This is a genomic window from Pseudomonas sp. H1_D04 (genome assembly GCF_054683855.1).
In genome coordinates, this window is the sequence record NZ_CP162826.1 from 1,551,007 (window position 1) to 1,577,068 (window position 26,062).

General features: G+C 59.4%; 23 protein-coding genes and 2 tRNA genes. 5 read left to right on the forward strand and 20 right to left on the reverse strand.

Annotation, left to right across the window (positions count from 1 at the left end):
• Positions 1 to 94 precede the first annotated feature (94 nt).
• The 6 genes from rplI to rnr form a co-directional block, all read right to left on the reverse strand.
• Complete coding sequence (rplI, locus tag AB4N82_RS07200; protein WP_003171376.1) at positions 95 to 541, reverse strand: 50S ribosomal protein L9; 447 nt, start codon at positions 539 to 541, stop codon at positions 95 to 97.
• 18 nt (positions 542 to 559) lie between these two features.
• Positions 560 to 1,450 carry a YybS family protein gene (locus tag AB4N82_RS07205; RefSeq protein WP_032890500.1) on the reverse strand — a complete coding sequence of 297 codons (891 nt, stop codon included), beginning with the start codon at positions 1,448 to 1,450 and terminating at the stop codon, positions 560 to 562.
• Between the two features lie 36 nt (positions 1,451 to 1,486).
• Positions 1,487 to 1,717: a 30S ribosomal protein S18 gene (rpsR, locus tag AB4N82_RS07210; RefSeq protein WP_003171373.1), complete on the reverse strand. Its 231-nt coding sequence runs from the start codon at positions 1,715 to 1,717 to the stop codon at positions 1,487 to 1,489.
• A 29-nt stretch (positions 1,718 to 1,746) separates the two neighbouring features.
• Positions 1,747 to 2,169, reverse strand: a complete 423-nt coding sequence (gene rpsF, locus AB4N82_RS07215) for a 30S ribosomal protein S6 (RefSeq protein WP_003171371.1) — start codon at positions 2,167 to 2,169, stop codon at positions 1,747 to 1,749.
• Positions 2,170 to 2,480: 311 nt separating this feature from the next.
• Complete coding sequence (gene rlmB, locus AB4N82_RS07220; protein ID WP_032890499.1) at positions 2,481 to 3,242, reverse strand: 23S rRNA (guanosine(2251)-2'-O)-methyltransferase RlmB; 762 nt, start codon at positions 3,240 to 3,242, stop codon at positions 2,481 to 2,483.
• Positions 3,239 to 5,872, reverse strand: coding sequence for a ribonuclease R (rnr, locus tag AB4N82_RS07225; RefSeq protein WP_460104757.1), 2,634 nt, complete (start codon positions 5,870 to 5,872; stop codon positions 3,239 to 3,241). The genes rlmB and rnr overlap by 4 nt, the downstream gene beginning before the upstream one ends.
• 224 nt (positions 5,873 to 6,096) lie before the next feature.
• Here rnr and AB4N82_RS07230 point away from each other — a divergent pair.
• From AB4N82_RS07230 to AB4N82_RS07245, 4 genes are all read left to right on the forward strand, one after another.
• Positions 6,097 to 6,183, forward strand: a tRNA-Leu gene (locus AB4N82_RS07230).
• A 153-nt stretch (positions 6,184 to 6,336) separates the two neighbouring features.
• Positions 6,337 to 6,423, forward strand: a tRNA-Leu gene (locus AB4N82_RS07235).
• 142 nt (positions 6,424 to 6,565) lie between these two features.
• Positions 6,566 to 7,591 (forward strand): iron ABC transporter substrate-binding protein, encoded by a 1,026-nt coding sequence (locus tag AB4N82_RS07240; protein ID WP_122764192.1) that lies wholly within the window; start codon positions 6,566 to 6,568, stop codon positions 7,589 to 7,591.
• Positions 7,591 to 9,156: an ABC transporter permease gene (locus AB4N82_RS07245; protein ID WP_122764193.1), complete on the forward strand. Its 1,566-nt coding sequence runs from the start codon at positions 7,591 to 7,593 to the stop codon at positions 9,154 to 9,156. Before AB4N82_RS07240 ends, AB4N82_RS07245 begins: the two co-directional genes overlap by 1 nt.
• 19 nt (positions 9,157 to 9,175) lie before the next feature.
• On the opposite strand, the gene AB4N82_RS07250 is transcribed toward AB4N82_RS07245, so the two are convergent.
• The 12 genes from AB4N82_RS07250 to AB4N82_RS07305 all read right to left on the reverse strand — a co-directional run bounded on the left by AB4N82_RS07250 (position 9,176) and on the right by AB4N82_RS07305 (position 23,521).
• Complete coding sequence (locus tag AB4N82_RS07250; RefSeq protein ID WP_122764194.1) at positions 9,176 to 11,110, reverse strand: methyl-accepting chemotaxis protein; 1,935 nt, start codon at positions 11,108 to 11,110, stop codon at positions 9,176 to 9,178.
• A 139-nt stretch (positions 11,111 to 11,249) separates the two neighbouring features.
• Entirely contained in the window at positions 11,250 to 12,539 is a 1,290-nt protein-coding gene (locus tag AB4N82_RS07255) for an adenylosuccinate synthase (RefSeq protein ID WP_032890489.1), read from the reverse strand.
• A 54-nt stretch (positions 12,540 to 12,593) separates the two neighbouring features.
• Positions 12,594 to 13,781: an ATP phosphoribosyltransferase regulatory subunit gene (locus AB4N82_RS07260; RefSeq protein WP_032890487.1), complete on the reverse strand. Its 1,188-nt coding sequence runs from the start codon at positions 13,779 to 13,781 to the stop codon at positions 12,594 to 12,596.
• A gap of 293 nt (positions 13,782 to 14,074) precedes the next feature.
• Positions 14,075 to 14,941: a protease modulator HflC gene (gene hflC, locus AB4N82_RS07265; protein WP_010213607.1), complete on the reverse strand. Its 867-nt coding sequence runs from the start codon at positions 14,939 to 14,941 to the stop codon at positions 14,075 to 14,077.
• Positions 14,941 to 16,116, reverse strand: a complete 1,176-nt coding sequence (gene hflK, locus AB4N82_RS07270) for an FtsH protease activity modulator HflK (RefSeq protein ID WP_032890485.1) — start codon at positions 16,114 to 16,116, stop codon at positions 14,941 to 14,943. The genes hflC and hflK overlap by 1 nt, the downstream gene beginning before the upstream one ends.
• Before the next feature lie 96 nt (positions 16,117 to 16,212).
• On the reverse strand, positions 16,213 to 17,514 hold the full coding sequence (gene hflX / locus AB4N82_RS07275) for a ribosome rescue GTPase HflX (protein ID WP_032890483.1): 1,302 nt from the start codon (positions 17,512 to 17,514) through the stop codon (positions 16,213 to 16,215).
• A 12-nt stretch (positions 17,515 to 17,526) separates the two neighbouring features.
• On the reverse strand, positions 17,527 to 17,787 hold the full coding sequence (hfq, locus tag AB4N82_RS07280) for an RNA chaperone Hfq (protein WP_003188059.1): 261 nt from the start codon (positions 17,785 to 17,787) through the stop codon (positions 17,527 to 17,529).
• Positions 17,788 to 17,881: 94 nt separating this feature from the next.
• Positions 17,882 to 18,853: a tRNA (adenosine(37)-N6)-dimethylallyltransferase MiaA gene (gene miaA, locus AB4N82_RS07285; protein ID WP_122764195.1), complete on the reverse strand. Its 972-nt coding sequence runs from the start codon at positions 18,851 to 18,853 to the stop codon at positions 17,882 to 17,884.
• Positions 18,853 to 20,766: a DNA mismatch repair endonuclease MutL gene (mutL, locus tag AB4N82_RS07290; protein WP_122764196.1), complete on the reverse strand. Its 1,914-nt coding sequence runs from the start codon at positions 20,764 to 20,766 to the stop codon at positions 18,853 to 18,855. The genes miaA and mutL overlap by 1 nt, the downstream gene beginning before the upstream one ends.
• Positions 20,766 to 22,187 carry an N-acetylmuramoyl-L-alanine amidase gene (locus AB4N82_RS07295; protein ID WP_032890478.1) on the reverse strand — a complete coding sequence of 474 codons (1,422 nt, stop codon included), beginning with the start codon at positions 22,185 to 22,187 and terminating at the stop codon, positions 20,766 to 20,768. The genes mutL and AB4N82_RS07295 overlap by 1 nt, the downstream gene beginning before the upstream one ends.
• A 15-nt stretch (positions 22,188 to 22,202) precedes the next feature.
• The gene (tsaE, locus tag AB4N82_RS07300) at positions 22,203 to 22,673 is read right to left on the reverse strand and encodes a tRNA (adenosine(37)-N6)-threonylcarbamoyltransferase complex ATPase subunit type 1 TsaE (RefSeq protein WP_122764197.1); all 471 of its coding nucleotides are present in this window, start codon (positions 22,671 to 22,673) and stop codon (positions 22,203 to 22,205) included.
• Complete coding sequence (locus AB4N82_RS07305) at positions 22,661 to 23,521, reverse strand: NAD(P)H-hydrate dehydratase (protein WP_460104761.1); 861 nt, start codon at positions 23,519 to 23,521, stop codon at positions 22,661 to 22,663. The genes tsaE and AB4N82_RS07305 overlap by 13 nt, the downstream gene beginning before the upstream one ends.
• 63 nt (positions 23,522 to 23,584) lie before the next feature.
• On the opposite strand from AB4N82_RS07305, the gene queG reads away from it, so the two are divergent.
• Positions 23,585 to 24,649 carry a tRNA epoxyqueuosine(34) reductase QueG gene (gene queG, locus AB4N82_RS07310; protein ID WP_460104762.1) on the forward strand — a complete coding sequence of 355 codons (1,065 nt, stop codon included), beginning with the start codon at positions 23,585 to 23,587 and terminating at the stop codon, positions 24,647 to 24,649.
• Here the strand turns inward: queG and AB4N82_RS07315 are convergent.
• Together AB4N82_RS07315 and orn are read right to left on the reverse strand one after the other, a co-directional pair.
• On the reverse strand, positions 24,646 to 25,263 hold the full coding sequence (locus tag AB4N82_RS07315) for a trimeric intracellular cation channel family protein (protein WP_172681530.1): 618 nt from the start codon (positions 25,261 to 25,263) through the stop codon (positions 24,646 to 24,648). The genes queG and AB4N82_RS07315 overlap by 4 nt on opposite strands.
• 181 nt (positions 25,264 to 25,444) lie before the next feature.
• Positions 25,445 to 25,987 carry an oligoribonuclease gene (orn, locus tag AB4N82_RS07320; protein ID WP_024073074.1) on the reverse strand — a complete coding sequence of 181 codons (543 nt, stop codon included), beginning with the start codon at positions 25,985 to 25,987 and terminating at the stop codon, positions 25,445 to 25,447.
• Between the last annotated feature and the right edge of the window lie 75 nt (positions 25,988 to 26,062).

Here is a 26,062-nt window from a genome sequence, read left to right on the forward strand (position 1 = left end):
GGGTTTGTAGAAAAACAAAAGGCACGACCTGTAAACAGGATCGTGCCCGATGTTAACCGTCCGGCACACGAGGTGCCAGCCAGTTAGGTGTTGCTTAAGCTGCTACCACGACAACGCGTACGGTGGCTTCAACTTCAGCGTGCAGGTGCACGGCTACGTCGAATTCGCCTACGTTGCGGATGGTGCCGTTCGGCAGACGAACTTCGCTCTTCTGCACTTCAACGCCGGAGGCGGTCAGTGCATCAGCGATGTCGTGGGTGCCGATCGAACCGAACAGCTTGCCTTCGTCACCGGCGGTGGCAGTGATAGTCACTTCCAGCTCAGCCAGTTGGGCAGCGCGAGTTTCGGCCGAAGCTTTTTTGTCTGCTGCTGCTTTTTCCAGCTCAGCACGACGCTCTTCAAACGCAGCCAGGTTGGCAGCGGTTGCAGCGGTGGCTTTGCCATATGGCAGCAGGTAGTTACGACCGTAACCGGCCTTAACGTTCACTTTGTCGCCCAGGTTGCCCAGGTTGGCGACTTTTTCCAGAAGGATCAGTTGCATGTGAAAATCCTCTAACTTTTAACCTTCACCGTTCGCGTTATCGGCGTCTTTCGGCGCAGAACGTCCGCGAAAATCAATCAGGCTGTCGACAATGGCCAAGACCACGAGTAACGGACCAATCAAGTGCATAAGCGGCAAGACAGTGACGTAAAACCCCACCAGCCAAAAACTGGCCAATTTTTTCTGCGCAACCAACCCATGAATCAAGGACAGGCCAGCGAAGAACAGCGGTACACCGCACAACGGCAACAAGATCAAGGTGTGCCAACCGATAAACGGAGCGACACACATGACGGCCAGCAGTGACAGCGCAACGCGCTTGGGGATTCGGATTGCGCGAAACTCGCTTCCGAAACCTCCGGGGTTATACAACAACGCTTGCCAGTAGCGCCCAAGAATCAGGCACAACACACTAAAGATCTGCACCGAAACCGACGTTGAAATGATCAACAGCGGGACTGTCAACGAAGCGAGAACTGCTTTCTGGTCCGCCGAGAACTTCTCGTAAGACTCACCCATCACCAGCGGCAAAACGTGTTGAAACGTCTGCGCCAATGACTCGATGAAAGAACCGAATACGGTCCCCAGGCTCACTGCACACAACAACCCCACGGCCGTGCTGACCAGCAGCACACGATTCCAGGAATGACCAGCGCGCAAAACCAACGCCAGACTACAACTCCCAAACAGCACAAGAAGCGCTGTCGGGTCTTGCAGGAAATGCCAGCTCACCAACACTGACAACAACCCTAGACCCAGGACGCTCAAAGCGTCCGAACCGCGCCGCAGAAGCACAAGGCAACCTGCAGCAGCACTCAACCAAAACAACATCGGCAACACTGCACATCCAGCCACTACCAGAGTGGCCTGCACACGACCGCGCATGATGAACTCAGCTAAGGCGCGCATGCATTCAATCCCTTACTACTTGTCGACTGCCCGGTCTCAGCGGCCGTGGCTGTCGGTGTAGGCCAGCAGGGCCAGGAAGCGGGCGCGCTTGATAGCGGTGGCCAGCTGACGCTGATAACGTGCTTTGGTACCGGTGATACGGCTTGGAACGATTTTGCCGGTCTCGGATACGTAGGCTTTCAGAGTGTTGAGATCTTTGTAATCGATCTCCTTCACTTCTTCAGCGGTGAAGCGGCAAAACTTACGACGACGGAAGAAACGTGCCATTTGATAGGCTCCTTAATAAGGTCCGTGGATTACTCGTCAGCGTTATCGCTGCTGTCGCTGTCATCACTATCAGCGCTATCAGCGCCTTCGTGCTCAGGACGGTCGCGACGCTCACGGCGCTCACTGCGGTTTTCTTCAGCCTTGAGCATCTCGGATTGGCCGGTAACGGCTTCTTCGCGACGGATGACCAGGTTACGGATCACTGCATCGTTGTAGCGGAAGTTGTCTTCCAGCTCGGCCAGGGCCTTGCCAGTGCACTCAACGTTCAGCATCACGTAGTGAGCCTTGTGAACATTGTTGATTGCGTAGGCCAGTTGACGACGACCCCAATCTTCCAGACGGTGGATTTTGCCGCCGTCTTCTTCGATCAGCTTGGTGTAACGCTCAACCATGCCGCCGACTTGCTCGCTTTGATCCGGGTGGACCAAAAAGATGATTTCGTAATGACGCATGAATGCTCCTTACGGGTTGTAGCCTGCCGCTCAAAAACGGTCAGACAAGGAGTGAATGACACTTATGGATCTTGCCGCAGGGAGGCACATGCGTGCCTGCCGAGTGGGCAAGGGGCGCAATTGTAGAGAAGGGGAAGAACGGGCGCAAGGTGATTGGTGATTATTTGAACAATCTCCCACACCTCACAAAAACAAATGTGGGAGGGCGCTTGCTCCCGATTGCAGCGGGCCAGTCACAACAGCTGTAACTGAACCACTGCTATCGAGGGACAAGCCCCCTCCCACATTTTGACGCTATATCAGGATCAGAATTACTTCTTCACCTTGGCCTTGACCTGGGCACCACGCTGACGCTGAGCTTCAAACAGGCACACGCCGGTCGCAACCGACACGTTGAGGCTGCTGACGCTGCCTGCCATCGGCAAATGCACCAGATAATCACAATGCTCACGGGTCAAACGACGCATACCCTTACCTTCAGCCCCCATGATCAGGATGGTCGGCCCAGTGAGGTCCTGGTCATAAATACTGACCTCGGCCTCCCCCGCCGTACCCACGACCCACAGGCCGCGCTGCTGGAGTTTCTCCAGAGTGCGCGCCAGGTTGGTCACGGCCACCAACGGAATCACTTCCGCCGCGCCGCAGGCGACCTTGCGCACAACCGGCGTCAGGGTAGCCGACTTGTCTTTAGGCACAATTACTGCCAACGCGCCGGCAGCATCCGCCGAACGCAGGCAGGCGCCAAGGTTGTGCGGGTCGGTCACGCCGTCCAGCACCAGCAACAGCGGCGCGCCTTCGGTGCGGTCGAGCAGCTCGTCGAGCATGGCTTCGCCCCAGACCTGGCTAGGACTCACGTCCGCGACCACACCCTGGTGAACGCCTTCGACCCACACGTCCATTTCACGACGCTCGGCCTGGCCGATGGCAACCTTGTTTTGGGTGGCCAACTCAACCAGCGCCTGCACGCGAGGCTCGCTGCGACCTTCCGCCAACCACACTTGTTTGACGCGTTTAGGGTGATGACGCAGCAGTGCTTCTACGGCGTGGACGCCGTAGATTTTTTCCAGACTCATGACTTGGCCTTAGGTTTGCGCGACCCGCCGCTTTTCGCGGGGGCCGAACCCGCTTTTGGCGGGCCTTTACGATGTTTACTGGGTTTGCTCGACGGCTTTTCCGCCCCTTGGGACTTTCCCCCAGACGCCGCTTTACCACCGCTTTTTGCTTCGTTGAGCAACTGCTGCTTCAACTCGCGGCTCTTGCGCAGCTCGGCGTTTTTCGCCGCTGCGTCACTTGGACGGTAAGCTTCGGGGGCCTTGTCCTTGACGGAGGACCGGCGACCAGCCTTGGCTGGCGCAGGCTCGGCGGCCGCTGCTTTCGCAGGAGTTCCTTTGCCTTTGGCGGTCGGCGCTGCGGTTTCGACGCCGCGCTTTTTACGACCCGCCGGTTCGGCTGGCTTGTCTGGCATACCGAAGTCGATCTTGCGCTCGTCAAGGTCGACGCGCATGACCTGCACTTCCACCGTGTCACCCAGACGGAAGCTGCGACCGGAGCGCTCGCCCGCCAGGCGGTGATGCACGGGATCGAAGTGGTAGTAATCACCCGGCAAGGCCGTGACGTGCACCAAGCCTTCGACGTAGATGTCGGTCAGCTCGACGAACAGGCCAAAGCCTGTCACGGCGGTGATTACACCCGGGAAGGTTTCGCCCACGCGGTCTTTCATGAACTCGCACTTGAGCCAGTTCACTACGTCGCGCGTGGCTTCGTCGGCACGGCGTTCGCTCATGGAGCACTGCTCGCCCAGCTGTTCCAGGGCCGCCTCGTCGTACGGATAGATCCGTGCTTTCGGTATGGTCATGGCGCCAGCGCGCTTAACGTGCGGGGTGTTCTGCTTGGAATGGATCACGCTGCGGATCGCGCGGTGCGTGAGCAGGTCAGGATAACGGCGAATTGGCGAGGTGAAGTGGGTGTACGCCTCGTAGTTCAAGCCGAAGTGGCCCTGATTGTCGGCGCTGTACACCGCCTGGCTCAACGAACGCAGCATCACGGTCTGAATCACATGGTAATCCGGACGGTCCTTGATGCTGGCCAGCAATGCCTGGTAGTCCTTCGGCGTCGGACCGTCCTTGCCTTTGTGCAGGGACAGGCCGAGCTCTCCGAGGAACGCGCGCAGTTTTTCCAGACGCTCCGGCGGAGGACCATCGTGCACGCGGTACAACGCAGGAATCTCATGCTTCTTCAGGAATTCAGCGGTGGCCACGTTGGCCGCCAGCATGCACTCCTCGATCAGCTTGTGCGCATCGTTACGGGTCGTCGGGGTGATTGCGGCGATCTTGCGCTCGGAACCGAAGACAATACGGGTTTCCTGGGTTTCAAAATCGATCGCGCCACGCACATGACGAGCACCCAACAGCACCTTGTACAGCGAGTAAAGCTGCTTGAGGTGCGGCACGACATGCCCGTACTCACCACGCAAAGCCTTGGCTTCGCTTGTTTTCGGCTGTTCCAGAATGGTACTGACCTTGTTGTAGGTCAGGCGCGCCTGGGAGTGGATCACCGCTTCGTAGAACTGGTAGTCGGTCATTTCGCCGGTTTTCGAGATAGTCATCTCGCACACCATGGCCAAACGGTCGACTTTCGGGTTCAGGGAGCACAGCCCGTTGGACAATTGCTCAGGCAGCATCGGGATCACGCGCTCCGGGAAGTACACGGAGTTGCCGCGCACCTGCGCTTCGTTATCCAGTGCAGAACCGATCTTCACATAGCTGGACACGTCGGCAATCGCGACGAACAACTTCCAGCCGCCAGAGAACAGACGCAACTTGCCGGGCTTGGCTTCGCAGTAGACCGCGTCGTCGAAGTCGCGAGCATCTTCACCGTCGATGGTGACAAACGGCAGATGGCGCAGGTCGATGCGTTTTTCTTTGTCTTTTTCTTCAACTTCAGGCTTGAGCTTGGCGGCTTCTTTCAGCACAGCTTCAGGCCAGACGTGAGGAATATCGTAGGTGCGCAGCGCGACGTCGATTTCCATCCCCGGCGCCATGTAGTTGCCGACAACTTCAACGATGTCGCCCTGAGGCTGAAAGCGCGCAGTAGGCCAGTGGGTGATTTTCACCTCAACGAACTGACCGACCTTCGCAGCGCCATTGCGGCCCGGGGTAATCAGCACTTCCTGCTGGACCCTTGGGTTATCCGGCACAACAAAGCCAATACCGCCTTCTTCGAAGTAACGACCAACGATGGACTCGTGGGCACGGGACACCACTTCGACGATCACGCCTTCACGGCGACCGCGACGGTCCAGGCCGGAAACGCGCGCCAAGGCACGGTCACCATCGAACACCAAGCGCATTTGCGCCGGGCTCATGAACAGGTCGTCACTGCCGTCATCCGGGATCAAGAAGCCGAAGCCATCACGGTGACCGGCAATGCGGCCAAGGATCAAGTCGAGCTTATCCACAGGCGCGTAAGTGCCACGGCGGGTGTAGATCAGTTGAGCGTCGCGCTCCATGGCACGCAATCGGCGGCGCAGGGCTTCAAGCTGGTCTTCGGTGGTCAGACCGAATTCTTCAACCAACTGCTCGCGGCTAGCAGGCGAACCCCGATCGGCGAGATGCGCCAGGATCAGTTCGCGGCTAGGAATAGGGTTTTCATATTTTTCCGCTTCACGAGCGGCCTCGGGATCGAGGGACTGCCAATCGGCCATTAGAGAGTTTTCACCTTGTCTATATGTGGGTTAGTTTGGCATACGCGTATTGAAACGGGAAATTTCAGGCATCAACAAGCGTTTTAAAGCCCTTAATGGCCCTCGCTGCGCACCTTGCACGACCATTGGCGAAATATTCCAGGCTTTTTTCATAGCAGGGGTTTACAGCTTATAAGCCTCTCCGTATAGTGCGCGCCATCGACGACGGCAACGTTGTTGATGATGCCCAGGTGGTGAAATTGGTAGACACGCCAGCTTCAGGTGCTGGTGATCGCAAGGTCGTGGAAGTTCGAGTCTTCTCCTGGGCACCAAATTCAGATCAAACCCGCGAAAGCGGGTTTTTTCGTTTCAGGCTTCTGATTTTTAACGTAAATCCCGATTTATTTTATTGAATCAGGGGTTTACAGATCAAAAAGCCCGCCGTATAGTTCGCCCCATCAACAGCGGTAACGTTGCTTGATAAAGCCCAGGTGGTGAAATTGGTAGACACGCCAGCTTCAGGTGCTGGTGATCGCAAGGTCGTGGAAGTTCGAGTCTTCTCCTGGGCACCAAATTCAGATCAAACCCGCGAAAGCGGGTTTTTTCGTTTCTGGGGCTGAAACTTTGCAGGTGATTCCCTCCTGGGTCGCACTTGAGAAGTTTTATCGTTTATCCTTGTAAGAATTTGTTGCTTACAAGTGAGGAACACCCCGGATGATGATCCGCGATACCCGCCCCAAGACATCCTTTCTGCGTGGCCTTACCATCACTCTGCTCGGCCTGGCCCTGCTCTCGCCCGCGGCCTACTCTGCCGACAAAGTTTCCCTGACCCTATACAACGGCCAGCACAAAGAAGTCGGCGACGAACTCGCTAAGGCTTTCGAAGCCAAGACCGGCATTCATGTCAACGTACGCAAAGGCAGTAGCAACCAACTGGCCAGCCAGGTGGTGGAAGAAGGCGACCGCTCTCCCGCCGACGTCATCTACACCGAAGAATCCCCTCCCCTGAACAAACTCGGCGAGCAAGGCCTGCTGGCCAAGATCGACGGGAGCACCCTCGACGTGCTGCCCAAAGATTACGTCGGCAGCAACGGCGACTGGATGGGCGTGACTGCGCGCACCCGCGTCGTGGCCTTCAACCCGAAACTGATTGCCGAGAAAGACCTGCCCAAATCCGTGCTGGATTTCGCCGACCCCGAGTGGCAAGGCAAGGTCGGTTTCGTGCCCACCAGCGGCGCGTTCCAAGAACAGGCCGTGGCGATCATCAAATTGCACGGTCGAGAGGCAGCTGAAGAATGGCTGACCGGCCTGCGCGCCTTTGGCAAGGTTTACAGCAACAACATGGTCGCCCTTAAAGCCGTGGAGAACGGCGAAGTGGCCACCGTACTGGTGAACAACTATTACTGGTTTGCCCTTAAGAAAGAAAAAACCAACCTGGACTCCAAGCTGCATTACTTCACCGACGGCGATGCCGGCGGCCTGATTACCGTGTCGTCCGCTGCCGCATTGAAATCAAGCAAGCACCCCAAGGAAGCCCAACAACTGCTGGCGTTCATGGCCAGTGAAGAAGGCCAGCGGGTCATCACCAACACCTCCGCGGAATACCCGCTGCGTAAAGGCATGGAATCCAACCGAGGCCTTAAGCCTTTCAGCGAGCTACAACCGCCAAAAGTCACGCCTGCGGACCTTGGCAACGCCGAAGAAGCGCTGGAGCTGGAACGTGACGTTGGCTTGAACTGATGAACCCATCGCTACCCGCCACCGCCCTGCGCAGGGGATTGAGCCCTCGACGCAAACGCCCGTCAATCTGGCTGCTGCTTCCAGTGCTGTTTCTGGTTAGCCTGAGCCTGCTTCCATTGGCCTATGTCGGCCTTAAAGCCTGGCAAGCTGGATGGGAGGAGGCGGTGCATCTGCTGTGGCGGCCTTATGTGTTCGGGCTGCTGCGCAACACCTTGGCGCTGATGGTTGGGGTGACGGTAACCTGCGGCGTGATCGGCCTGTCCCTGGCTTGGCTGCTGGAACGCAGCAACCTGCCAGGGCGACGCATATGGGGCGTGATCCTGTGCCTGCCGTTTGCGGTCCCTGCGTTTGTCAGCAGCTTTACCTGGGTGTCGCTGAGCGCCAACTTCGAAGGGCTGGGCGGGGCGATCCTGGTGATGAGCCTGTCCAAATACCCGCTAGTGTTTCTGCCAGTGGCAGCAACATTGCGTAATCTTGACCCCTCCCTTGAAGAATCTGCTCGCACGCTGGGCCTCAATCGCTGGGCAGTTTTTCTGCGCATTACGTTGCCGCTGCTGTGGCCATCGCTGCTGGCCGGGGCACTGCTGATCGCGCTGCATATGCTGGTGGAATTCGGTGCGCTTTCGATCATCGGCTTGCAAACCTTCACTACCGCGATCTACCAGCAGTTCGAGCTGGAATTCAGCAACGCCAACGCTGCGATGCTTTCAGCGGTACTGCTGGTGATGTGCCTTACCCTGCTGTGGCTGGAACTGCGCGTGCGCGGCAAGGGCCGACATGTACGTATCGGCCAAGGCGCGGCGCGGCATGCCGAGCAGGTTCGATTGGGCAAGTGGGCGCCACTCGGCCAGGTGTACTGCCTGGCATTGGCGGTCATCGGTAGTGGGATTCCGCTGGGCATGCTCGGCTATTGGCTGGCCGTAGGTTCGTCGGCGGCTTTTCCAGTGGCAGAAATTGGCGAAGCGCTTCTGTCCTCGCTGGCGCTGTCCCTGGGCGGTGCAGCGTTGTGCCTGGTACTGGCCGTGCCGGTCGGCCTGCTGGTGGTGCGCTATAAAGGCAAACTGGCGATCTGGGCTGAGCGTCTGCCGTACCTGCTGCACGCGCTGCCCGGCCTGGTGATTGCGCTTACGCTGGTGTATTTCGCCTTGCATTACGTGCCTGCGCTGTACCAGACGTCTGCGTTGTTGCTGATCGCCTATGCGCTGTTGTTCTTGCCACTGGCTCAGGCGCCGATTCGCACCGCCTTGAATAAGGCCGCGCCGCAGCTGGAGGAAGCAGCGCGCACACTGGGTGCTTCGTCGTTCAGTGCGTTTTGCCGAGTGACTTTGCCGATTATCTTCCCGGCGCTGGGGGCAGCGTTTGCGCTGGTGTTCCTGGATGCGATGAAGGAATTGACGGCGACGCTGCTGCTCAGCCCGACTGGGCTAAACACACTCGCCACGGCGGTATGGTCGCATACGTCGAATGTGGAATTCGCGGCGGCAGCCCCTTATGCGGCGTTGTTGATACTGGTGTCGGGGCTGCCGGTGTATCTGCTCACGACGCGGATGTATCTGAGTCGCTGAAACCGCTATTGAGGCAATGCTAAGCGCGAAACTGCCCCAAGCTCGCCTTCAACTGCGCCGCCAGCCCATCCAGGACTTTGCCACTGGCGGTCGTTTCCACCACCGCCTGCGCGGCACGCTCAGCCTGGGCATGGATCACCTCCACCCGACCACGCACTGCATGGGCGCCCTGGGCCTGATGCTCAGCCGCACGGGTAGCCAAGCCGATCGCGGCATGCACCTGCTCTACCGAAGCCTGCACCGTCTGCTGCAAGCGCTCGCTCTCACGCAGCACCAGTAAACCTTCGCTGGCCAGGCGCCCGGCCTTGCCAATGGTTTCCACAGCCTCACGCGCGCCCTGTTGCAACGCCACGATATGCGCCTGGATATCACCGGTGGAGCTCTGGGTTTTACTGGCCAGCGCACGCACTTCGTCCGCCACCACCGCAAAACCGCGCCCGGTCTCACCAGCGCGTGCCGCCTCAATGGCCGCGTTGAGCGCCAGCAAGTTGGTTTGCTCGGCGATACCATGGATTACCGTCAACACCACTTCGATCTGCTCACTTTGCTGAGCCAACCGTTCGATCACCTGTGAGCCGGCCTGTACCTGCCCCGCCAACGCCTCGATCAAGCTGCCGACTTCAGCCGAAGTGCGTGAGTTTTCATCCGTGGCCTGGCGAATATCGACGACCTGTTGCAATGCCGCCTGCATAGCGTGGCTTTCGGCCTGGGCTTCGTCGGCCATTTGCGACAACGCGCGCAAGCTCTCGGCCACTTCGTCGCGCTGCAAGCCAGCCGCCGCATCAGCACCGGCATTACGCAAGGTCATGGCACCAATCTCCACACCGGTACGCTGGGCCACATCGCCCGCCTCGCGCACGATGGGCTGCAACTTATCCACAAAGCGATTGACCGCTGAGGCCATGTCGCCGATTTCGTCCTTGCTGCTGATCTGCACGCGTTTGGTGAGATCCCCCTCGCCCGCCGCCAGATCATCCATAGCGGCAATCAACAACTTCAGGCGATTGACCACGCGGCGACCGAGCACGACAGCGATCAATACCAATACGCCGAAACCCACCACCGCCAACCCCATGCCGATGCGCCAGCGTAGCGTGCCCGCGGCATCCTGCACGGCCTCGGTGGTGTTGGCAGTCATCTGGGTCGCAGTGGCCTGTGCAGACTGCAGGCGAGCGCCCATGGCAGCCGCACTGTCGGCTGCGGCGCCTTTGAGACTATCGCCGACCAACTGATCACCGCTGGCAATCAGGGCGGCAAAGCGCTTATCCAGTGCTTGCAGGTCGGCCTCTACCGAAGCAGTCGATACGCCCATGAGCACTTTGCCGATTTCTACGCCATTGGGGCTGATGGAGGCCTCAACGTAGAACACCGAAGGGTCGTTTTTCGCGGCATTCAGCACTTTGTCCAAGGCGCGGTCGCCTTGGCCTTTTTCCAGCAGCGCCTTGTTGATCGGATTTTCGCGATTAAGGTAACGGGTTAGATGCTCACCCGCTGCGTCGTCGTAGACCACAAACAGCACGTTGGGATTGCGCTGGGCGCGTCGGGCAAACTCGGACAATGTAGGTACGTCGCTATCCCACATGGCGCGGGGCGCCACCGAAGCCAGCAGCTGCGCCATGTCGTTGGCGGAATCCTTCAAGTCTTTTTCCAGGGTCGCACGCAGCTGCTTCTGCTCTTCCTGCAGGCGTGTGGAAAGCCCTGCCGTCAGACGTTGTCGAGTGCTGGCAGACAAGCTATCGAGGCTTGACGTGACCTCCTTACCGGCTTGGGCCAACTCACCAGACAGCTTCTGGCTATCGATACCCAGACGATTACCCAAATCAGCTTCCAATGCAGTGACGGTGCTCCGGGTTAGAGCGACCGCCACCAGCACTTGCACCAAAAGGGCGATACCCAAGGTAACGAAGACCGGTCGCAACAGACGACTTTGTAACAACGACAGAACGGCAGACATCAAGAATCCCTCCACCACGGGTGCCATTAATTTGATAGCACCGCGAAAAAGAGAAACACAGCAAGGGTCGTGCCGCTTGGCAAACAGAAACGACAAAGGGCTCCCGAAGGAGCCCTTTGCTTTTTACATCAACAGCTTATTAAGCGAACGGATGACGCAGAACGATAGTTTCGTTGCGGTCCGGGCCCGTCGAAATAATGTCAATCGGCGCACCGATCAGCGCTTCGACACGCTTGATGTAAGCGCGGGCGTTGGCCGGCAGCTCTTCCAGGGTCTTAGCACCCACGGTCGATTCGGTCCAGCCCGGCACTTCTTCGTACACAGGCTGCAAGCCTACGTAGCTGTCAGCATCAGTCGGAGCAACATCATTGCCTTCCGCATCTTTGTAGCCGACGCAGATGTTGATGGTTTCCAGACCGTCGAGTACATCCAGCTTGGTGAAGCAGATGCCCGAGATGCTGTTCACATCGATAGCACGACGCAGGATAACGGCGTCGAACCAGCCGCAACGACGGGCACGACCGGTGGTAGCACCGAACTCGTGACCTTGTTTGGCCAGGTGCGCACCGACTTCGTCAAACAGCTCAGTCGGGAATGGGCCCGAACCTACGCGCGTGGTGTAAGCCTTGGTGATGCCCAGGATGTAGTCCAGGAACATCGGGCCAACGCCAGACCCGGTCGCAACGCCGCCAGCGGTGGTGTTGGAGCTGGTCACGTACGGGTAAGTGCCGTGGTCGATGTCCAGCAACGAACCTTGGGCGCCTTCGAACATGATGTCTTTGCCAGCGCGACGCAGGTCGTGCAGCTCGGCCGTCACGTCCAGCATCAGCGGCTTGAGCAGCTCAGCGTATTCCTTGCACTCGGCCAGGGTCTTGTCGAACTCAATGGCTGGCTCTTTGTAGTAACCGACCAGCATGAAGTTGTGGTAGTCCACCAGCTCACGCAGCTTGTCTTCAAAACGCGGCATGTTGAGCAGATCGCCCACACGCAGGCCACGACGTGCAACTTTGTCTTCGTAGGCTGGGCCGATGCCGCGACCGGTCGTACCGATCTTCAGCTCGCCACGGGCCTTTTCACGGGCCTGGTCCAGCGCAACGTGGAAGGACAGGATCAGCGGGCAGGATGGGCTGATACGCAGGCGCTCGCGCACCGGTACGCCCTTCTCTTCCAGCTTGATGATCTCGCGCAGCAGGGCGTCAGGTGCAACCACCACGCCGTTGCCGATCAGGCACTGCACACCTTCGCGCAGGACGCCCGATGGGATCAGGTGCAAGACGGTTTTTTCGCCATCGATGACCAGGGTATGGCCAGCGTTGTGGCCACCTTGGTAGCGCACTACGGCGGCAGCATGTTCGGTCAGCAGATCAACGATCTTGCCTTTGCCCTCATCACCCCATTGGGTGCCCAGGACTACGACATTCTTACCCATAACACTTGTCCTCATTCGCGCAAACTTGGTGCCGGCGATGGCCGGCAGGAAAACTCAAGAAGCCAGTGGCGATACTTGCCAAAGCCCGTTCTGCAGAATCAATTGCCGGTCGCAGTCCGCTTCACGGGCGGCGGCCAATGGCTGGCCAGGCAAGGCCTGGACAACACGCTGACCCTCACTGCGCAACTGGCAAACCTGCTGCCAGAGTGCTGCGTCCGTACTGTCGGGCATCCAAATGCCACCAGACGGCAGCTCGACCTCAGCACGCCCCAGGGTCACCAGGGTTTTCAAATCGGTGGAGAAGCCAGTCGCCGGACGCGCACGACCGAAGTCGGCGCCGATATCGTCGTAACGACCGCCTTGGGCGATGGCCTGGCCAACCCCCGGAACAAACACCGCAAACACCACACCGGTGTGGTAGTGGTAACCGCGCAGCTCGCCCAAATCAAAGTACAGCGGCAAATCAGGGAAACGTGCCGACAGCTGCTCGGCAATCGCCAGCACATCATCCAGCGCCGCCAGTACCGGCGCAGGCGCATTGGCCAGGCGTTCACGCGCAGCTGCCAGCACTTCACGGCCGCCGCACAGATTCACCAGCGCGCGCAGCATGCCAGCCAGGTCGGCAGGCACACCTTCGGTCAGTGCGATTACTTCATCGATAGCCTTACGCTGCAGGGCATCGAACAGCTGTTGCTCTACCTCACCGGACAAACCGGCCGCACGGGCCAGGCCACGGTAGATACCGACGTGACCCAGGTCCATGTGGACATCGGGCACGTCAGCCAGTTGCAGCATGGCCAGCATCAAGCTGATCACTTCAACGTCGCTGCTCGGGCTGGCATCACCGTACAACTCGGCGCCCAGCTGGATAGGGCTACGGGAAGACGACAAGGCACGCGGCTGAGCATGCAGCACGCTACCGGCGTAACACAGACGGCTAGGGCCTTCGCGGCGCAGGGTGTGCGCATCGATGCGCGCCACCTGCGGCGTGATGTCTGCCCGAAAGCCCATTTGCCGGCCCGATTGCGGGTCAATGACCTTGAAGGTGCGCAGATCCAGGTCCTGGCCCGCGCCGGTCAGCAGGGATTCCAGGTACTCGATATGAGGAGTTACGACAAACTCGTAACCCCAGCTCTGGAACAGATCCAACACCTGGCGACGCGCTACTTCAATGCGCGCAGCTTCTGGTGGCAGTACTTCTTCGATGCCATCTGGCAGCAGCCAGCGGTCTACCGTTGCCATTACGCCATTCCCCTTTGATCCGGGCGGCCAGCCCTCGGCCGAGCCTTGAGTGAAGCAGAAAATACCCGCCCCCTGCATAAACCACGCGCAAGAGCGACGTGACGAACGGCCTGTAAACGGCCTCGTCGGGCACTTTCCTCGAAAAACCTGTCACGCCTGCCGAATCAAACATGCAGACGCAAAAAAGCCGGGAATTTCCCGGCTGCCGCATCATACACCCGTTTTCTGAAAGGATCACCCCGCCAGGCATTTTAGCCGCCCGACGGAGTGCGCCCTACAAAATCACAGGCTGATTACTTGGACTTTTCCAGGTAACGGAAAAAGTCGCTGCTTGGGTCCAGCACCATGACGTCGGTTTTGTTTGCGAAGCTTTCACGATAGGCGCGCAGGCTACGGTAGAACGCGTAGAACTCCTGGTCCTGGCCGTACGCCTTGGCGTAGATCGCCGCAGCTTGAGCATCACCATCACCACGGGCCTCTTCAGACTCGCGATAGGCTTCTGCCAGCAGTACGCGACGCTGACGGTCGGCATCCGCGCGGATACCTTCAGCCAGCTCGTTACCCTTGGCGCGGTGCTCACGAGCCTCCCGCTCACGCTCGGTGCTCATTCGCTCGAACACGCTGCGATTCACTTCCTTAGGCAGGTCGATAGCCTTGACCCGAACATCGACCACTTCGATGCCCAGCTCTTTTTCCGCCATCGTGTTGAGCGAACGCGTGATGTCAGCCATCAGTGCGTCACGCTCACCGGATACCACCTCGTGCAGAGTGCGCTTACCAAACTGGTCACGCAGGCCCGATTCCAGACGGCGCGACAAACGCTCGTCGGCAATCTGCTTGAGGCCGGAGGTCGCAGTGTAGAAGCGCTCGGCATCCTTGACGCGCCACTTGGCGTAGGCGTCAACCATCACGGCTTTCTTTTCCAGGGTCAGGAAGCGTTGTGTTGGTGCATCCAGGGTCATCAGGCGGGCGTCGAACTTGCGCACTTGGTTGACGTAGGGCACTTTCACATGCAAGCCCGGTTGGACATCCGCCTGAACCACGCGACCGAATTGCAGCAGCACCGCACGCTCGGTCTGAGCCACGATGTAGAAGCAGTTCCAGGCAGCGATGACAACGACGACGCCCACAATCAGGGCTGTCAGCGATTTATTGCTCATCAACGACTCTCCCTGGTACGTGATTGCTGTTGCAGCAAGTCAGCGGCGGCACGGGCGCTCGCTTCGTTGGCAGCGGCATTGGAGCCGGAGGCCGGTGCGCTGGTGCTGCTACGACCACCTTCGATCATCTTGTCCAACGGCAGGTACAGCAGGTTGTTCTGCCCACCCTTGCTGCCGGTCACGAGGACCTTGCTGGTGTTGCTGAAGACTTCCTGCATGGTGTCCAGGTACAGACGCTCACGGGTGACTTCAGGAGCTTTGCGGTATTCGGCGACCAGTTTGGTAAAGCGATCCGCCTCACCCTTGGCGCGGGAAACCACTTCGTCACGGTAACCGTTGGCATCCTCAAGGATACGCTGGGCCTGACCACGAGCTTCCGGCACAACGCCGTTGGCATAGGTTTCAGCCTGGTTGCGCGAACGCTGCTCGTCTTCACGGGCGCGGATCACGTCATCGAAGGCTTCCTGCACTTCGCGCGGTGCAGCTGCGCTCTGTACGTTTACCTGAGTGACAGTGATGCCGGTGCGATAGGTATCGAGGAACCGTTGCAGGCGCTCCTTGATCTCGCTGGCCATCAATTCACGACCTTCGGTCAGCACCTGGTCCATCGCAGTGGAACCCACCACGTGGCGCAGGGCGCTTTCGGTTGCGTGCTGCAGGCTGATTTCCGGCTGATCAACGTTCAGCACGAAGTCCTGCAGGTTGCTGATCTTGTACTGCACGGTCAGCGGCACTTCGACGATGTTCTCGTCTTCGGTCAGCATCTGGCCCTGCTTGGTGTAGGCACGCTCACGCGTGACATTCTCCATGTACTTCTTGTCGATCGGCGGGAAGTAGATATTCAGACCCGGCCCGACCGTTTCGTAGTACTTGCCGAAGCGCAGCACCACGGCCTGCTCCTGCTCGTCCACGACGTAGACTGCGCTGTACAGCCATACGGACGCCAGCACGACAAGACCGAGGCCCAGCAGGCCATAGCCGCCGCCCTTGCTTGTGCGACCACCGTCGTCACCACCACGTTTTTTTCCACCACCGAACAACCCATTCAGGCTTTCCTGCAGCTTTCGGAAGGCCTCGTCGAGATCTGGTGGCCCCTTGCGGTCGCCATTATTGCGGCGCTTACCACCCCAAGGATCCTGATTATTCGAGTTGCCACCCGGCTCATTCCAAGCCATAGCGCTCTCCATCTGATAAAGCAAAGACGCGCCCACGGCGCGCCGACCAATGCTACAGAATGCCTGCTACTGCGGCACAACCGCTTTCGGAGGCTTTTATTGCAAAGTGTGTTGTTCGATGAACTCTGTCGGGACTACACCTTCACGGCTGACCAGCCGATTGAGCTCCGAGCGCGGCAACCGAACGGCCAGCAAGCTGACACCTTCTTCGTCGTGTTCTTCTTTCTGTACCGCGCCCAGCTCGAAAAACTGTGCACGCAGTCGAGCAAAACGCTGAGGCAAGCGCAAGGTGCCGACAAACAAATCGCTGCCGAGCAATTCGGCAATGGCCTGTTCAAGCAGCTCCAAACCACTGCCATCACGCGCCGACAGCCATACCCGTTGGGGCCTGCCGTTCTCGTCGCGCTGGATTTGTGGCTCAACGCCTTCAAGCAAATCGAGTTTGTTATACACCTCAAGGATCGGCAAGTCCTGGGCACCAATCTCGCCCAGCACCACCATCACCTGCTCAATCTGCAACATGCGATCCGGTTCGGCCGCATCGATCACGTGCAACAGCAGGTCGGAATTGCTCGACTCTTCGAGCGTAGACCGAAATGCCTCGACCAGCTTGTGGGGCAAGTGACGAATGAAACCTACCGTGTCAGCCAGGACGATCGGGCCGAGGTCGTCAATGTCCAAACGGCGCAAGGTCGGATCGAGGGTGGCGAAGAGTTGGTCGGCTGCGTAAACGTCGGATTTGGTCACGTTGTTGAACAACGTGGACTTGCCTGCGTTGGTATAGCCCACCAGGGACACAGTAGGGATATCCGCTCGGGAACGCCCGCGTCGCGATTGCTCGCGCTGGCTGCGCACTTTTTCCAGGCGCCCCTTGATCTGACGCAGGCGAACCCGTAACAGGCGTCGGTCGGTTTCGAGCTGGGTTTCACCCGGGCCGCGCATGCCTATACCACCACCTTGACGCTCAAGGTGAGTCCAGCCGCGAACCAGCCGGGTGCTCATGTGGTCAAGCTGGGCCAGTTCTACCTGGAGCTTGCCCTCATGGGTACGGGCGCGCTGGGCGAAAATATCGAGGATCAGGCCGGTACGGTCGATCACGCGACACTCGAAAACACGTTCGAGGTTACGTTCCTGACTGGGCGTGAGGGTGTGATTGAAGATCACCAGATCGGCTTCTTCGGCGTGGACCAGGTCGCGCAATTCCTCGACCTTGCCGCTGCCAATCAGAAATTTGGCGGTTGGCCGATGACGCGGCACGTTAAAAAACGCAACGGTCTCGGCGCCGGCCGAATTTGCCAACTCCTGAAACTCCTGCGGATCTTCGCGCGCCTCAGGGTCCTGTCCATCCAAGTGAACGAGGATTACTCGCTCACCACCACCGTGGCGCTCAAAGAACAAAGGAGACTCCTATCAGGCGTTACCTGGCTCAGCGTCACCTTGTTCGTCACCAGCTGCGCTAGGCAGACGGATTGGACGAACTGGAACGACTGTCGAGATAGCGTGCTTGTAAACCATCTGGCTGACGGTGTTTTTCAGCAGGATCACGAACTGGTCGAACGACTCGATCGTGCCTTGAAGCTTGATACCGTTGACCAGATAGATGGAAACCCCAACTTTCTCTTTACGTAAAGTATTCAAGTAAGGGTCTTGTAGCGAATGCCCTTTTGACATGTGCCGCACTCCTTTAAGGATCAATAATAAAAAATCGGAAAATAGATAGCTCAAGGCCGTCACACCCCCAAGGATAGACGGCAATTGCAAGGACTCAGCTCAATATGGAGACCGTTCCCAAGTATTTCAAGGCGCGTGACAGATTGTCGCTGTCCAGGCTGTCCAACCAGTGCAAATCGCTCCAGCTGCGCAGCCAGGTGAACTGGCGTTTCGCCAATTGGCGCGTGGCAATGATTCCGCGCTCCTGCATTTCGGCTGACGTCAGCTTGCCATCCAGATGATCCCAGACTTGGCGATAGCCTACAGCACGTATCGAAGGCAACCCTGGATGCAGGTCACCTCTGGAACGCAGTGCTACGACCTCGTCGATAAACCCCTGTTCCAACATAATTGTGAATCTTTGTGCAATTCGTTCATGCAGCACCTGGCGATTTGCCGGAGCGATGGCCAGATTCGCCACAGTATAGGGCAATTGTGACTGTCCAGATGCGCCTGCGTCAGCACTTTGCGCACTTTGTTTAAGCCGCAGTTCAGTCATGGTCTGGCCGCTGACACGCCAGACTTCCAGGGCGCGACTGAGACGCTGGGGATCGTTAGGGTGAATGCGCGCGGCCGAGACTGGATCAACCGCAGCCAACTGATCGTGCAGAGTCTGCCAACCGAAGCGTGCAGCTTCTTCTTCGAGCTCCGCACGCACTTGAGCGTCGGCCGGCGGCATATCTGCCAGACCTTCCTGCAAGGCTTTGTAATAGAGCATCGTGCCGCCCACCAGCAGCGGAATATTGCCCCGCGCGGTGATCTCGGCCATGGCGACCAAGGCGTCGGTACGAAAGTCAGCGGCCGAATAGCTCTCGGCCGGGTCAATGATATCGATCAGGCGGTGCGGATGCTGAGCCAATTGCGCTTTAGACGGCTTGGCCGTGCCGATGTCCATGTCCCGGTAAACCAGGGCAGAGTCGACACTAATAAGCTCGCAGGGCAACACCTTGGTCAGCTCAATGGCCAGGTCGGTCTTACCAGCGGCCGTAGGGCCCATCAGGAAGATCGCGGGGGGCAGGGCACTCATCAACGGCCGCGCAAGAACAGTTTGTCCAGATCGTCCAGGCCCATCTGGGTCCAGGTCGGCCGGCCATGGTTGCATTGCCCGCTGCGCTCGGTGTTTTCCATGTCGCGCAACAGGCCGTTCATTTCCGGCAAGGCCAGGCGCCGGTTAGCGCGGATGGCGCCGTGGCAGGCCATGGTGCCGAGCAATTCGTTGATGTGTGCCTGAATACGGTCACTGGTGCCGTACTCCATCAGGTCCGCCAGCACGTCGGCCACCAGCCGGTTGGCTTCGGCCTGCTTGAGCAGCGCGGGAATCTGGCGGATCGCCAGGGTTTCCGGGCCCAGACGTTGCAGTTCAAAGCCCAGTTTCTGGAACACGCTGTGGTGCTCTTCGGCGCAATCGGCTTCACGCTGACTGACGGAAAGAGACTCCGGCACCAGCAGCGGCTGACCGCTGAGGCCTTCGCTGGCCATGGCGACTTTCAGGCGTTCGTACATGATCCGCTCGTGGGCGGCGTGCATGTCCACCAGCACCAGGCCATGAGCGTTTTCCGCGAGGATATAGATGCCTTTTAGCTGCGCCAGCGCATACCCCAGCGGAGGAATATCACCGCCACCCTCCGGCAAGGCGACTGCGCCCGGCTCGGCGCCTGGCAGAGGCGCGAAGAATTCGCGGTAGGCCGCCTGGGCCTCGGCCACTGGCACGGTCGATTGCGGGCGCGGGGTGTATTGGTATTGATAGCCCGCGCCAGCCCCAGAGCCCGGTGCGGTGTAAGCAGGCTGCGACTGCGGCGATTGCAGCAGGTTGGCCGCCAGGCTCATTTCGCCCTGGGGGCCGAACTCACCCGCTTCGGGACCGCTCGGACGCACCACAGCGGTCACTATCGGAGCCGACAGTTGATCGTCCGGGCGCACATCGCCCAGCGCGCGGTGCAAGGTGCCATAGAGGAAGTCATGCACCATGCGCCCATCACGGAAACGTACTTCGTGCTTGGTCGGGTGCACGTTGACGTCGACGACCGAGGGATCGACCTCAAAAAACAGCACAAATGTCGGATGACGCCCGTTGAACAGCACGTCGCGATACGCCTGACGCACCGCGTGGGCCACCAGTTTGTCGCGCACCGCACGGCCATTCACGAAAAAATACTGCAAGTCCGCCTGGCTGCGGGAGAAGGTCGGCAAGCCAACCCAGCCCCACAGACGCAGGCCATTGCGCTCGATCTCGATCGGCAGCGCCTGCTCCAGGAACCCTCCGCCGCAAATCGCAGACACTCGCCGAGCGCGCGCGGCGTCGTCATGAGCCTCGTGCAGGCTGAGGATGGTCTTGCCGTTGTGCCGCAGATGGAAGGCCACGTCGAAGCGGGCCAGGGCCAGGCGCTTGATGACTTCTTGCAGGTGATCGAATTCGGTTTTCTCGGCCTTGAGGAATTTGCGCCGCGCCGGGGTGTTGAAAAACAGGTCGCGCACTTCCACCGAGGTGCCCACCGGGTGTGCGGCAGGCTGGACCCGAGGTGCCATGTCGCGGCCTTCGGTTTCCACTTGCCAGGCCTGCTCGGCATCGCGGGTGCGCGATGTCAGGGTCAGACGGGCCACGGAGCTGATCGAAGCCAAAGCCTCACCGCGAAAGCCCAGGCTCATTACCCGCTCAAGGTCTTCCAGATCGCGGATTTTGCTGGTGGCGTGACGGGCCAGGGCCAGGGGCAGGTCATCGGAAGAGATGCCGCTGCCATCGTCACGTACCCGCAACAACTTGACACCGCCCTGCTCCACATCGACATCGATACGCCTTGCACCAGAGTCGATGCTGTTTTCCAGCAGCTCCTTGATCACCGATGCAGGGCGCTCAACAACCTCACCCGCTGCAATCTGGTTAGCCAGGCGCGGGCTGAGCAACTCAATGCGCGACCCGCTGTTCAAGGTAGATTCGCTCATTACTGCGCCGCCAATTCTGTGCCTGGGATGGTCAACACCTGACCGACTTTCAACTCATCGGTTTTCAGGTTGTTGGCACTGCGCAATGTCGCGGCCGAGACTTGGAAACGCACCGCAAGCATCGCCAAGGTATCGCCGGGCTGCACGCGATGGTCACGCGGGCCTTGGGCGATCTTGCCGGAGTCACGCAGCCAAGCGACGTAAGTGCCCGGCGGCGGGTTCTGCTGGAAGAACTGGCGCACGCCGGCACTGATGGAGCGCGCCAACGCCTGCTGATGGCTGGCGCTGGCCAGCTTGGAGGCTTCGTTGGCGTTGGAGATGAACCCGGTTTCCACCAGAATCGATGGGATGTCCGGAGACTTCAACACCATAAACCCGGCCTGTTCCACACGCTGCTTGTGCAGCGAAGTCACGCGACCGATGTTGCTCAAGACCTTCTGGCCGACATTCAAGCTGGAAGTCAGCGAAGCGGTCATCGACAGGTCGAGCAGAACGCCAGCGAGCATCTTGTCCTTGTCATCGAGGGACACGTTGCCGGCACCGCCGATCAAGTCGGAACGGTTTTCGCTGTCCGCCAGCCAACGAGCAGTCTCGGACGTGGCCCCGCGATCAGACAACGCAAACACCGAGGCACCGAACGCAGCGGACGACGGCGCAGCATCGGCGTGAATCGACACAAACAGGTCGGCACCTTTCTTACGGGCGATTTCGGTACGGCCGCGCAGCGGAATGAAGTAGTCGCCGGTACGGGTCAGTTCGGCGCGATAGCCTTTCATACCGTTGATCTGACGCTGCAACTCACGGGCGATAGCCAGTACCACGTCTTTTTCATGCTGGCCGCGTGAGCCGGAAGCACCCGGGTCTTCACCACCATGGCCGGCATCGATCACTACGATAATGTCGCGCTTGCCAGCCGGGGCCGGTGGCGGCGGTGGCAACTTGACCTGGGGTTGCGACGGGCTGACAGGCACGGCAGGCACCGTTGCCACGCTCGGGGTCGGCGCAGGCGGCGGTGCGGCATCGGCAGCGTTGTCGAACAAGTCGACCACCAGTCGGTTGCCATATTGGGCATTCGGCGCCAGGGAGAAGCTTTTCGGCGTCACGACTTTTTTCAGGTCGATGACAACGCGCAAATCGGTGGGCGTGCGCTGGGCCGAGCGCATGGCGGTGATCGGGGTGTTGGCAGTAGACACTTTGAGCGGCGCGGCCAGGGTCGCACCGTTGATGTCGATCACCAGGCGATCAGGCGCCGTGAGAGTAAAGACGCTGTGCTGGACCGGGCCAGACAGGTCGAACACCAGTCGCGTGTTATCCGGTGCTCGCCACAGGCGAACACTTTTCACCTGTGAAGCAGCCAGAGCATTGACAGTCATTGCCGCAAGCAACACCCCTACGACAGCAACCAACGCGCGAAAGCGCATACCTAACCCCACCAATTATTTGAATTCCAATGCCAAAGCGGCGCACCACGACTCTGCGCGCGCACTCTGGGGCAACAACTTCAGCTGACGTCCTGATTCACGCGGCGTAATGGTAATGGTCAGGTCCGGCTTTGGCAAAAAGCCTGTGCCTTTATCTGGCCACTCGATCAGGCACAGTGCGTCTTCGTCAAAGTAATCACGGATGCCCATGTACTCCAGCTCTTCGGGATCGACCAAACGATAGAGGTCGAAGTGGAAAGCACGCAACGCACCGATCTCATAGGGCTCGACCAAAGTGAACGTTGGGCTTTTCACCGCCCCTGCGTGCCCCAAACCGCGAATGATGCCTCGGGACAACGTCGTCTTGCCCGCCCCCAGGTCACCTTCGAGAAAGATGAGCCCCGCTGCGCCCGTGACCTCTGCAATACGATGACCGAGCGCGACCATGGCGTCTTCATTGGCCAGGAAAAGGATTACTTCAGGCACGGCGACTGCTCCTCCAACAATTGACGACTGGCCGGTATCAGGTCGCTGGCCGCCAAGCCGCGACCCAGGCTGCCCTGGCGGTCCCCCGCCGTAGCGTGCAACCACACAGCCAGGCAGCTCGCTTCATAAGCAGGCATGCCTTGGGCCATTAACGCGCCCACCAGCCCGGCCAGTACATCGCCAAGGCCCGCTGTGGCCATCGCTGGATGCCCCTGATCACAACGGGAAACACGTCCATCGGGGCAGGCAATCAAACTGCCAGCACCCTTGAGGATAGCCACTGCACTGAATTTCTGGCTCAACGCGCGCGCCACCTTAAGGCGATCGGCCTGAACCTCGGCTGTAGAAATGCCCAATAAGCGCGCAGCCTCGCCCGGATGCGGCGTAATCACGCTACCGCTCGGAAGACTCATATTGCCGGTAGCCAGCTGATTCAGCGCGTCTGCGTCCCACACCTGCGGCAGCAGCGCGTTGGCGGCAACCGATAGCAGGCTTTTACCCCAGGACGCCTCACCTAACCCCGGACCAATAACGATTACCGAGATTTTTTCCAGCAAGCCCATAAGCTGGTTCGCCGAACTCACGCCCACGGTCATGACCTCAGGCACGCGGGCCAACGCGGCAGGCACGTGTTCAAGGCGAGTGGCCAGGGACACCATGCCGGCGCCGCTGCGCAAGGCACTTTCCGCGCTCAACAGCGCAGCGCCGCCAAAGCCGCGGTCGCCACCAATGACCAACAAATGGCCGAACTGGCCTTTATGGGCGTCCGGGGAACGCGCAGCCAGTTGCGGCAAATGGCCGGGCAACAAGGACTGAACGTCGGTTATTTCGTGTTTTGTCTGCGGCATGCGTCTTCAAGCTCCGATGTCTGGCAGAATTATACGCATCTAACCTGTGGTTTCCCGTGTCTCATGCCCGCTATTACCTCCGATCTGCCCGCCCTCGCCCAATCGATCAAAGACTGGGGCCGCGAACTGGGCTTTCAACAAGTCGGCATCAGCGGCCTGGATCTGGCCGAGCATGAACAGCACCTGCAACGTTGGCTAGACGCGGGTTACCACGGCGAGATGGACTACATGGGCGCCCATGGCAGCAAGCGCTCCCATCCCGACGAGCTCGTGCCCGGCACGTTGCGCGTGGTGTCGCTGCGCATGGACTACCTGCCTGGCGACACACAAATGGCGCAACTGCTGGCCCAGCCGGAAAAAGCCTACATCTCGCGCTACGCCCTGGGCCGCGACTACCACAAGCTGATCCGCAAACGCGTACAGCAACTGGCCGACCGCATTCAGGCACAGATCGGCCCATTTGGCTTTCGTGCGTTCGTCGACAGCGCCCCCGTACTGGAAAAAGCCATCGCCGAAAAAGCCGGCCTGGGCTGGATCGGTAAAAACACCCTGGTACTCAACCGCAAGGCCGGCAGTTATTTCTTCCTCAGCGAACTGTTCGTCGATTTGCCGCTGCCGGTCGATGAGCCACACAGCACCGAACACTGTGGCCGCTGCACCGCCTGCCTGGATATCTGCCCAACCAATGCCTTCGTCGGTCCCTATGTGCTGGACGCCCGGCGCTGCATTTCCTACCTGACCATTGAACTGAAGAACGCGATCCCTGAAGACTTGCGCCCATTGATCGGCAATCGGGTGTTCGGTTGTGATGACTGTCAGATCGTTTGTCCGTGGAATCGTTTCGCTCGATCCACCGCCGAGGGCGATTTCAAGCCACGGCATAACCTGGATAACGCAGAACTGGCCGAACTGTTTATGTGGGATGAGGATAAATTCCTCAGCAGCACCGAAGGTTCACCCCTGCGCCGCGCGGGCTACGAGCGCTGGCTGCGCAACCTCGCGGTGGGCCTGGGCAATGCGCCGTCAAGCATTCCGGTGCTGGAAGCCTTGAAGACACGCAGGGATTACCCGTCGGAGTTGGTGCGCGAACATGTGGAATGGGCGCTGAACCAACACGCTACGCGCTAGTGCACGTCGTCGTTGTAGACGAACTTGGGCATTTCCCAGTGAAAACGGATCGCCAGCAGGCGCAATAGAAAGCCGCTGAACAGGGTCAGCAGAATTGCTTGCTCGCTGGGCAATTCCAGATACAGACAGAGCAAGTAGAACCAGGCGGCCAGAAATGACACGCTGGCGTACAGCTCACGGCGGAAGATCAGCGGAATGTCGTTGCAGAAGATATCCCGGAGAATGCCGCCGAAGACGCCGGTGATCACCCCGCTGACCGAGGCCACCAGCATGCCGTGGCCCATTTCCAGTGCAGTCATGCAGCCGATCAGCGTGAACGCGACCAGGCCTACGGCGTCCAGCGCTAGAAACAGCGAGCGCAGATGGCGCATCAACGGTGCGATAAAGATCGTCACCAGCGCCGCGACGGAGGTCAGCACCAGGTATTCCGGGTGTTTGACCCACGTCAGCGGGTAATGCCCCAACAGCACATCGCGCACCGAGCCGCCGCCCAGCGCCGTTACGCAAGCGATCAGCACCACACCAAACCAGTCCATGCCGCGCCGACCAGCCGACAAGGCACCGGTCATGGCTTCGGCGGTGATGGCGATGAGGTAGAGCATCAGCAGCATGATGGCGATCCTTGCAAAGAGGCCGGCAGTCTAATCATTTGCTGATGGCACCAAAAGGGGGCGCTTGGCGATAAAACGAGTTGCCTGCATCGGGGGCAAGCCCCCTCCCACATTTGGACCTGGGAATACATTCAACTGTGGGAGCTGGCTTGTCTGCGATGGCGCCCGGTCAGCCGCCCCCATTTCAAGCCTTGATGAAATGCTTGCGGTAATGCTGCAGCTCGGCGATCGACTCGCGAATATCATCCAGCGCCAGATGGGTGCTGCCTTTATGGAAGCTGTCTTTGACTTCCGGCGCCCAGCGCGCGGCCAGTTCCTTGAGCGTGGACACATCCAGGTTGCGGTAGTGGAAGTAGCTTTCCAGCGCCTTCATGTGGGTATAAAGGAAGCGGCGGTCCTGGCAGATGCTGTTGCCGCAGATCGGCGATTTGCCCTTGGGCACCCACTGTTCCAGAAAGGCAATGGTTTCGGCTTCGGCTTCGGCCATGCTGATTCGGCTGTCGCGTACACGCTGAGTCAGGCCGGAGTTGCCATGGGTGCGGGTGTTCCACTCGTCCATGGTGGCGAGCACGGCGTCGCTGTGGTGGATGGCGATCACCGGACCTTCGGCCAAGGTGTTGAGGTTGCTGTCGGTGACAATGGTCGCCATCTCGATGATGACGTCGGTGTCAGGGTTCAGACCGGTCATTTCCAGATCGATCCAAATCAGGTTCTGTGGGTTTTGCATGGCTTGATTCTCTTGGCACCTTGGCGTAGCTGCGCAGTTTAGCAGGCGGGGCCGTGCTAGACTCGCGACCGTTTC

Excerpts from the sequence above, each read along its gene's own strand:
- AB4N82_RS07240 (WP_122764192.1), top strand. The coding sequence starts at position 6,566 with ATGATGATCCGCGATACCCGCCCCAAGACATCCTTTCTGCGTGGCCTT.
- miaA (WP_122764195.1), bottom strand. The coding sequence starts at position 18,853 with ATGAGTGCCCTGCCCCCCGCGATCTTCCTGATGGGCCCTACGGCCGCT.
- hfq (WP_003188059.1), bottom strand. The coding sequence starts at position 17,787 with ATGTCAAAAGGGCATTCGCTACAAGACCCTTACTTGAATACTTTACGT.
- rlmB (WP_032890499.1), bottom strand. The coding sequence starts at position 3,242 with ATGAGTCTGGAAAAAATCTACGGCGTCCACGCCGTAGAAGCACTGCTG.
- AB4N82_RS07245 (WP_122764193.1), top strand. The coding sequence starts at position 7,591 with ATGAACCCATCGCTACCCGCCACCGCCCTGCGCAGGGGATTGAGCCCT.
- AB4N82_RS07255 (WP_032890489.1), bottom strand. The coding sequence starts at position 12,539 with ATGGGTAAGAATGTCGTAGTCCTGGGCACCCAATGGGGTGATGAGGGC.
- rpsR (WP_003171373.1), bottom strand. The coding sequence starts at position 1,717 with ATGGCACGTTTCTTCCGTCGTCGTAAGTTTTGCCGCTTCACCGCTGAA.
- AB4N82_RS07260 (WP_032890487.1), bottom strand. The coding sequence starts at position 13,781 with ATGGCAACGGTAGACCGCTGGCTGCTGCCAGATGGCATCGAAGAAGTA.
- rpsF (WP_003171371.1), bottom strand. The coding sequence starts at position 2,169 with ATGCGTCATTACGAAATCATCTTTTTGGTCCACCCGGATCAAAGCGAG.
- rnr (WP_460104757.1), bottom strand. The coding sequence starts at position 5,872 with ATGGCCGATTGGCAGTCCCTCGATCCCGAGGCCGCTCGTGAAGCGGAA.
- AB4N82_RS07305 (WP_460104761.1), bottom strand. The coding sequence starts at position 23,521 with ATGCCGCAGACAAAACACGAAATAACCGACGTTCAGTCCTTGTTGCCC.
- AB4N82_RS07205 (WP_032890500.1), bottom strand. The coding sequence starts at position 1,450 with ATGCGCGCCTTAGCTGAGTTCATCATGCGCGGTCGTGTGCAGGCCACT.
- rplI (WP_003171376.1), bottom strand. The coding sequence starts at position 541 with ATGCAACTGATCCTTCTGGAAAAAGTCGCCAACCTGGGCAACCTGGGC.
- queG (WP_460104762.1), top strand. The coding sequence starts at position 23,585 with ATGCCCGCTATTACCTCCGATCTGCCCGCCCTCGCCCAATCGATCAAA.
- hflC (WP_010213607.1), bottom strand. The coding sequence starts at position 14,941 with ATGAGCAATAAATCGCTGACAGCCCTGATTGTGGGCGTCGTCGTTGTC.
- hflK (WP_032890485.1), bottom strand. The coding sequence starts at position 16,116 with ATGGCTTGGAATGAGCCGGGTGGCAACTCGAATAATCAGGATCCTTGG.
- AB4N82_RS07250 (WP_122764194.1), bottom strand. The coding sequence starts at position 11,110 with ATGTCTGCCGTTCTGTCGTTGTTACAAAGTCGTCTGTTGCGACCGGTC.
- AB4N82_RS07295 (WP_032890478.1), bottom strand. The coding sequence starts at position 22,187 with ATGCGCTTTCGCGCGTTGGTTGCTGTCGTAGGGGTGTTGCTTGCGGCA.
- orn (WP_024073074.1), bottom strand. The coding sequence starts at position 25,987 with ATGCAAAACCCACAGAACCTGATTTGGATCGATCTGGAAATGACCGGT.
- mutL (WP_122764196.1), bottom strand. The coding sequence starts at position 20,766 with ATGAGCGAATCTACCTTGAACAGCGGGTCGCGCATTGAGTTGCTCAGC.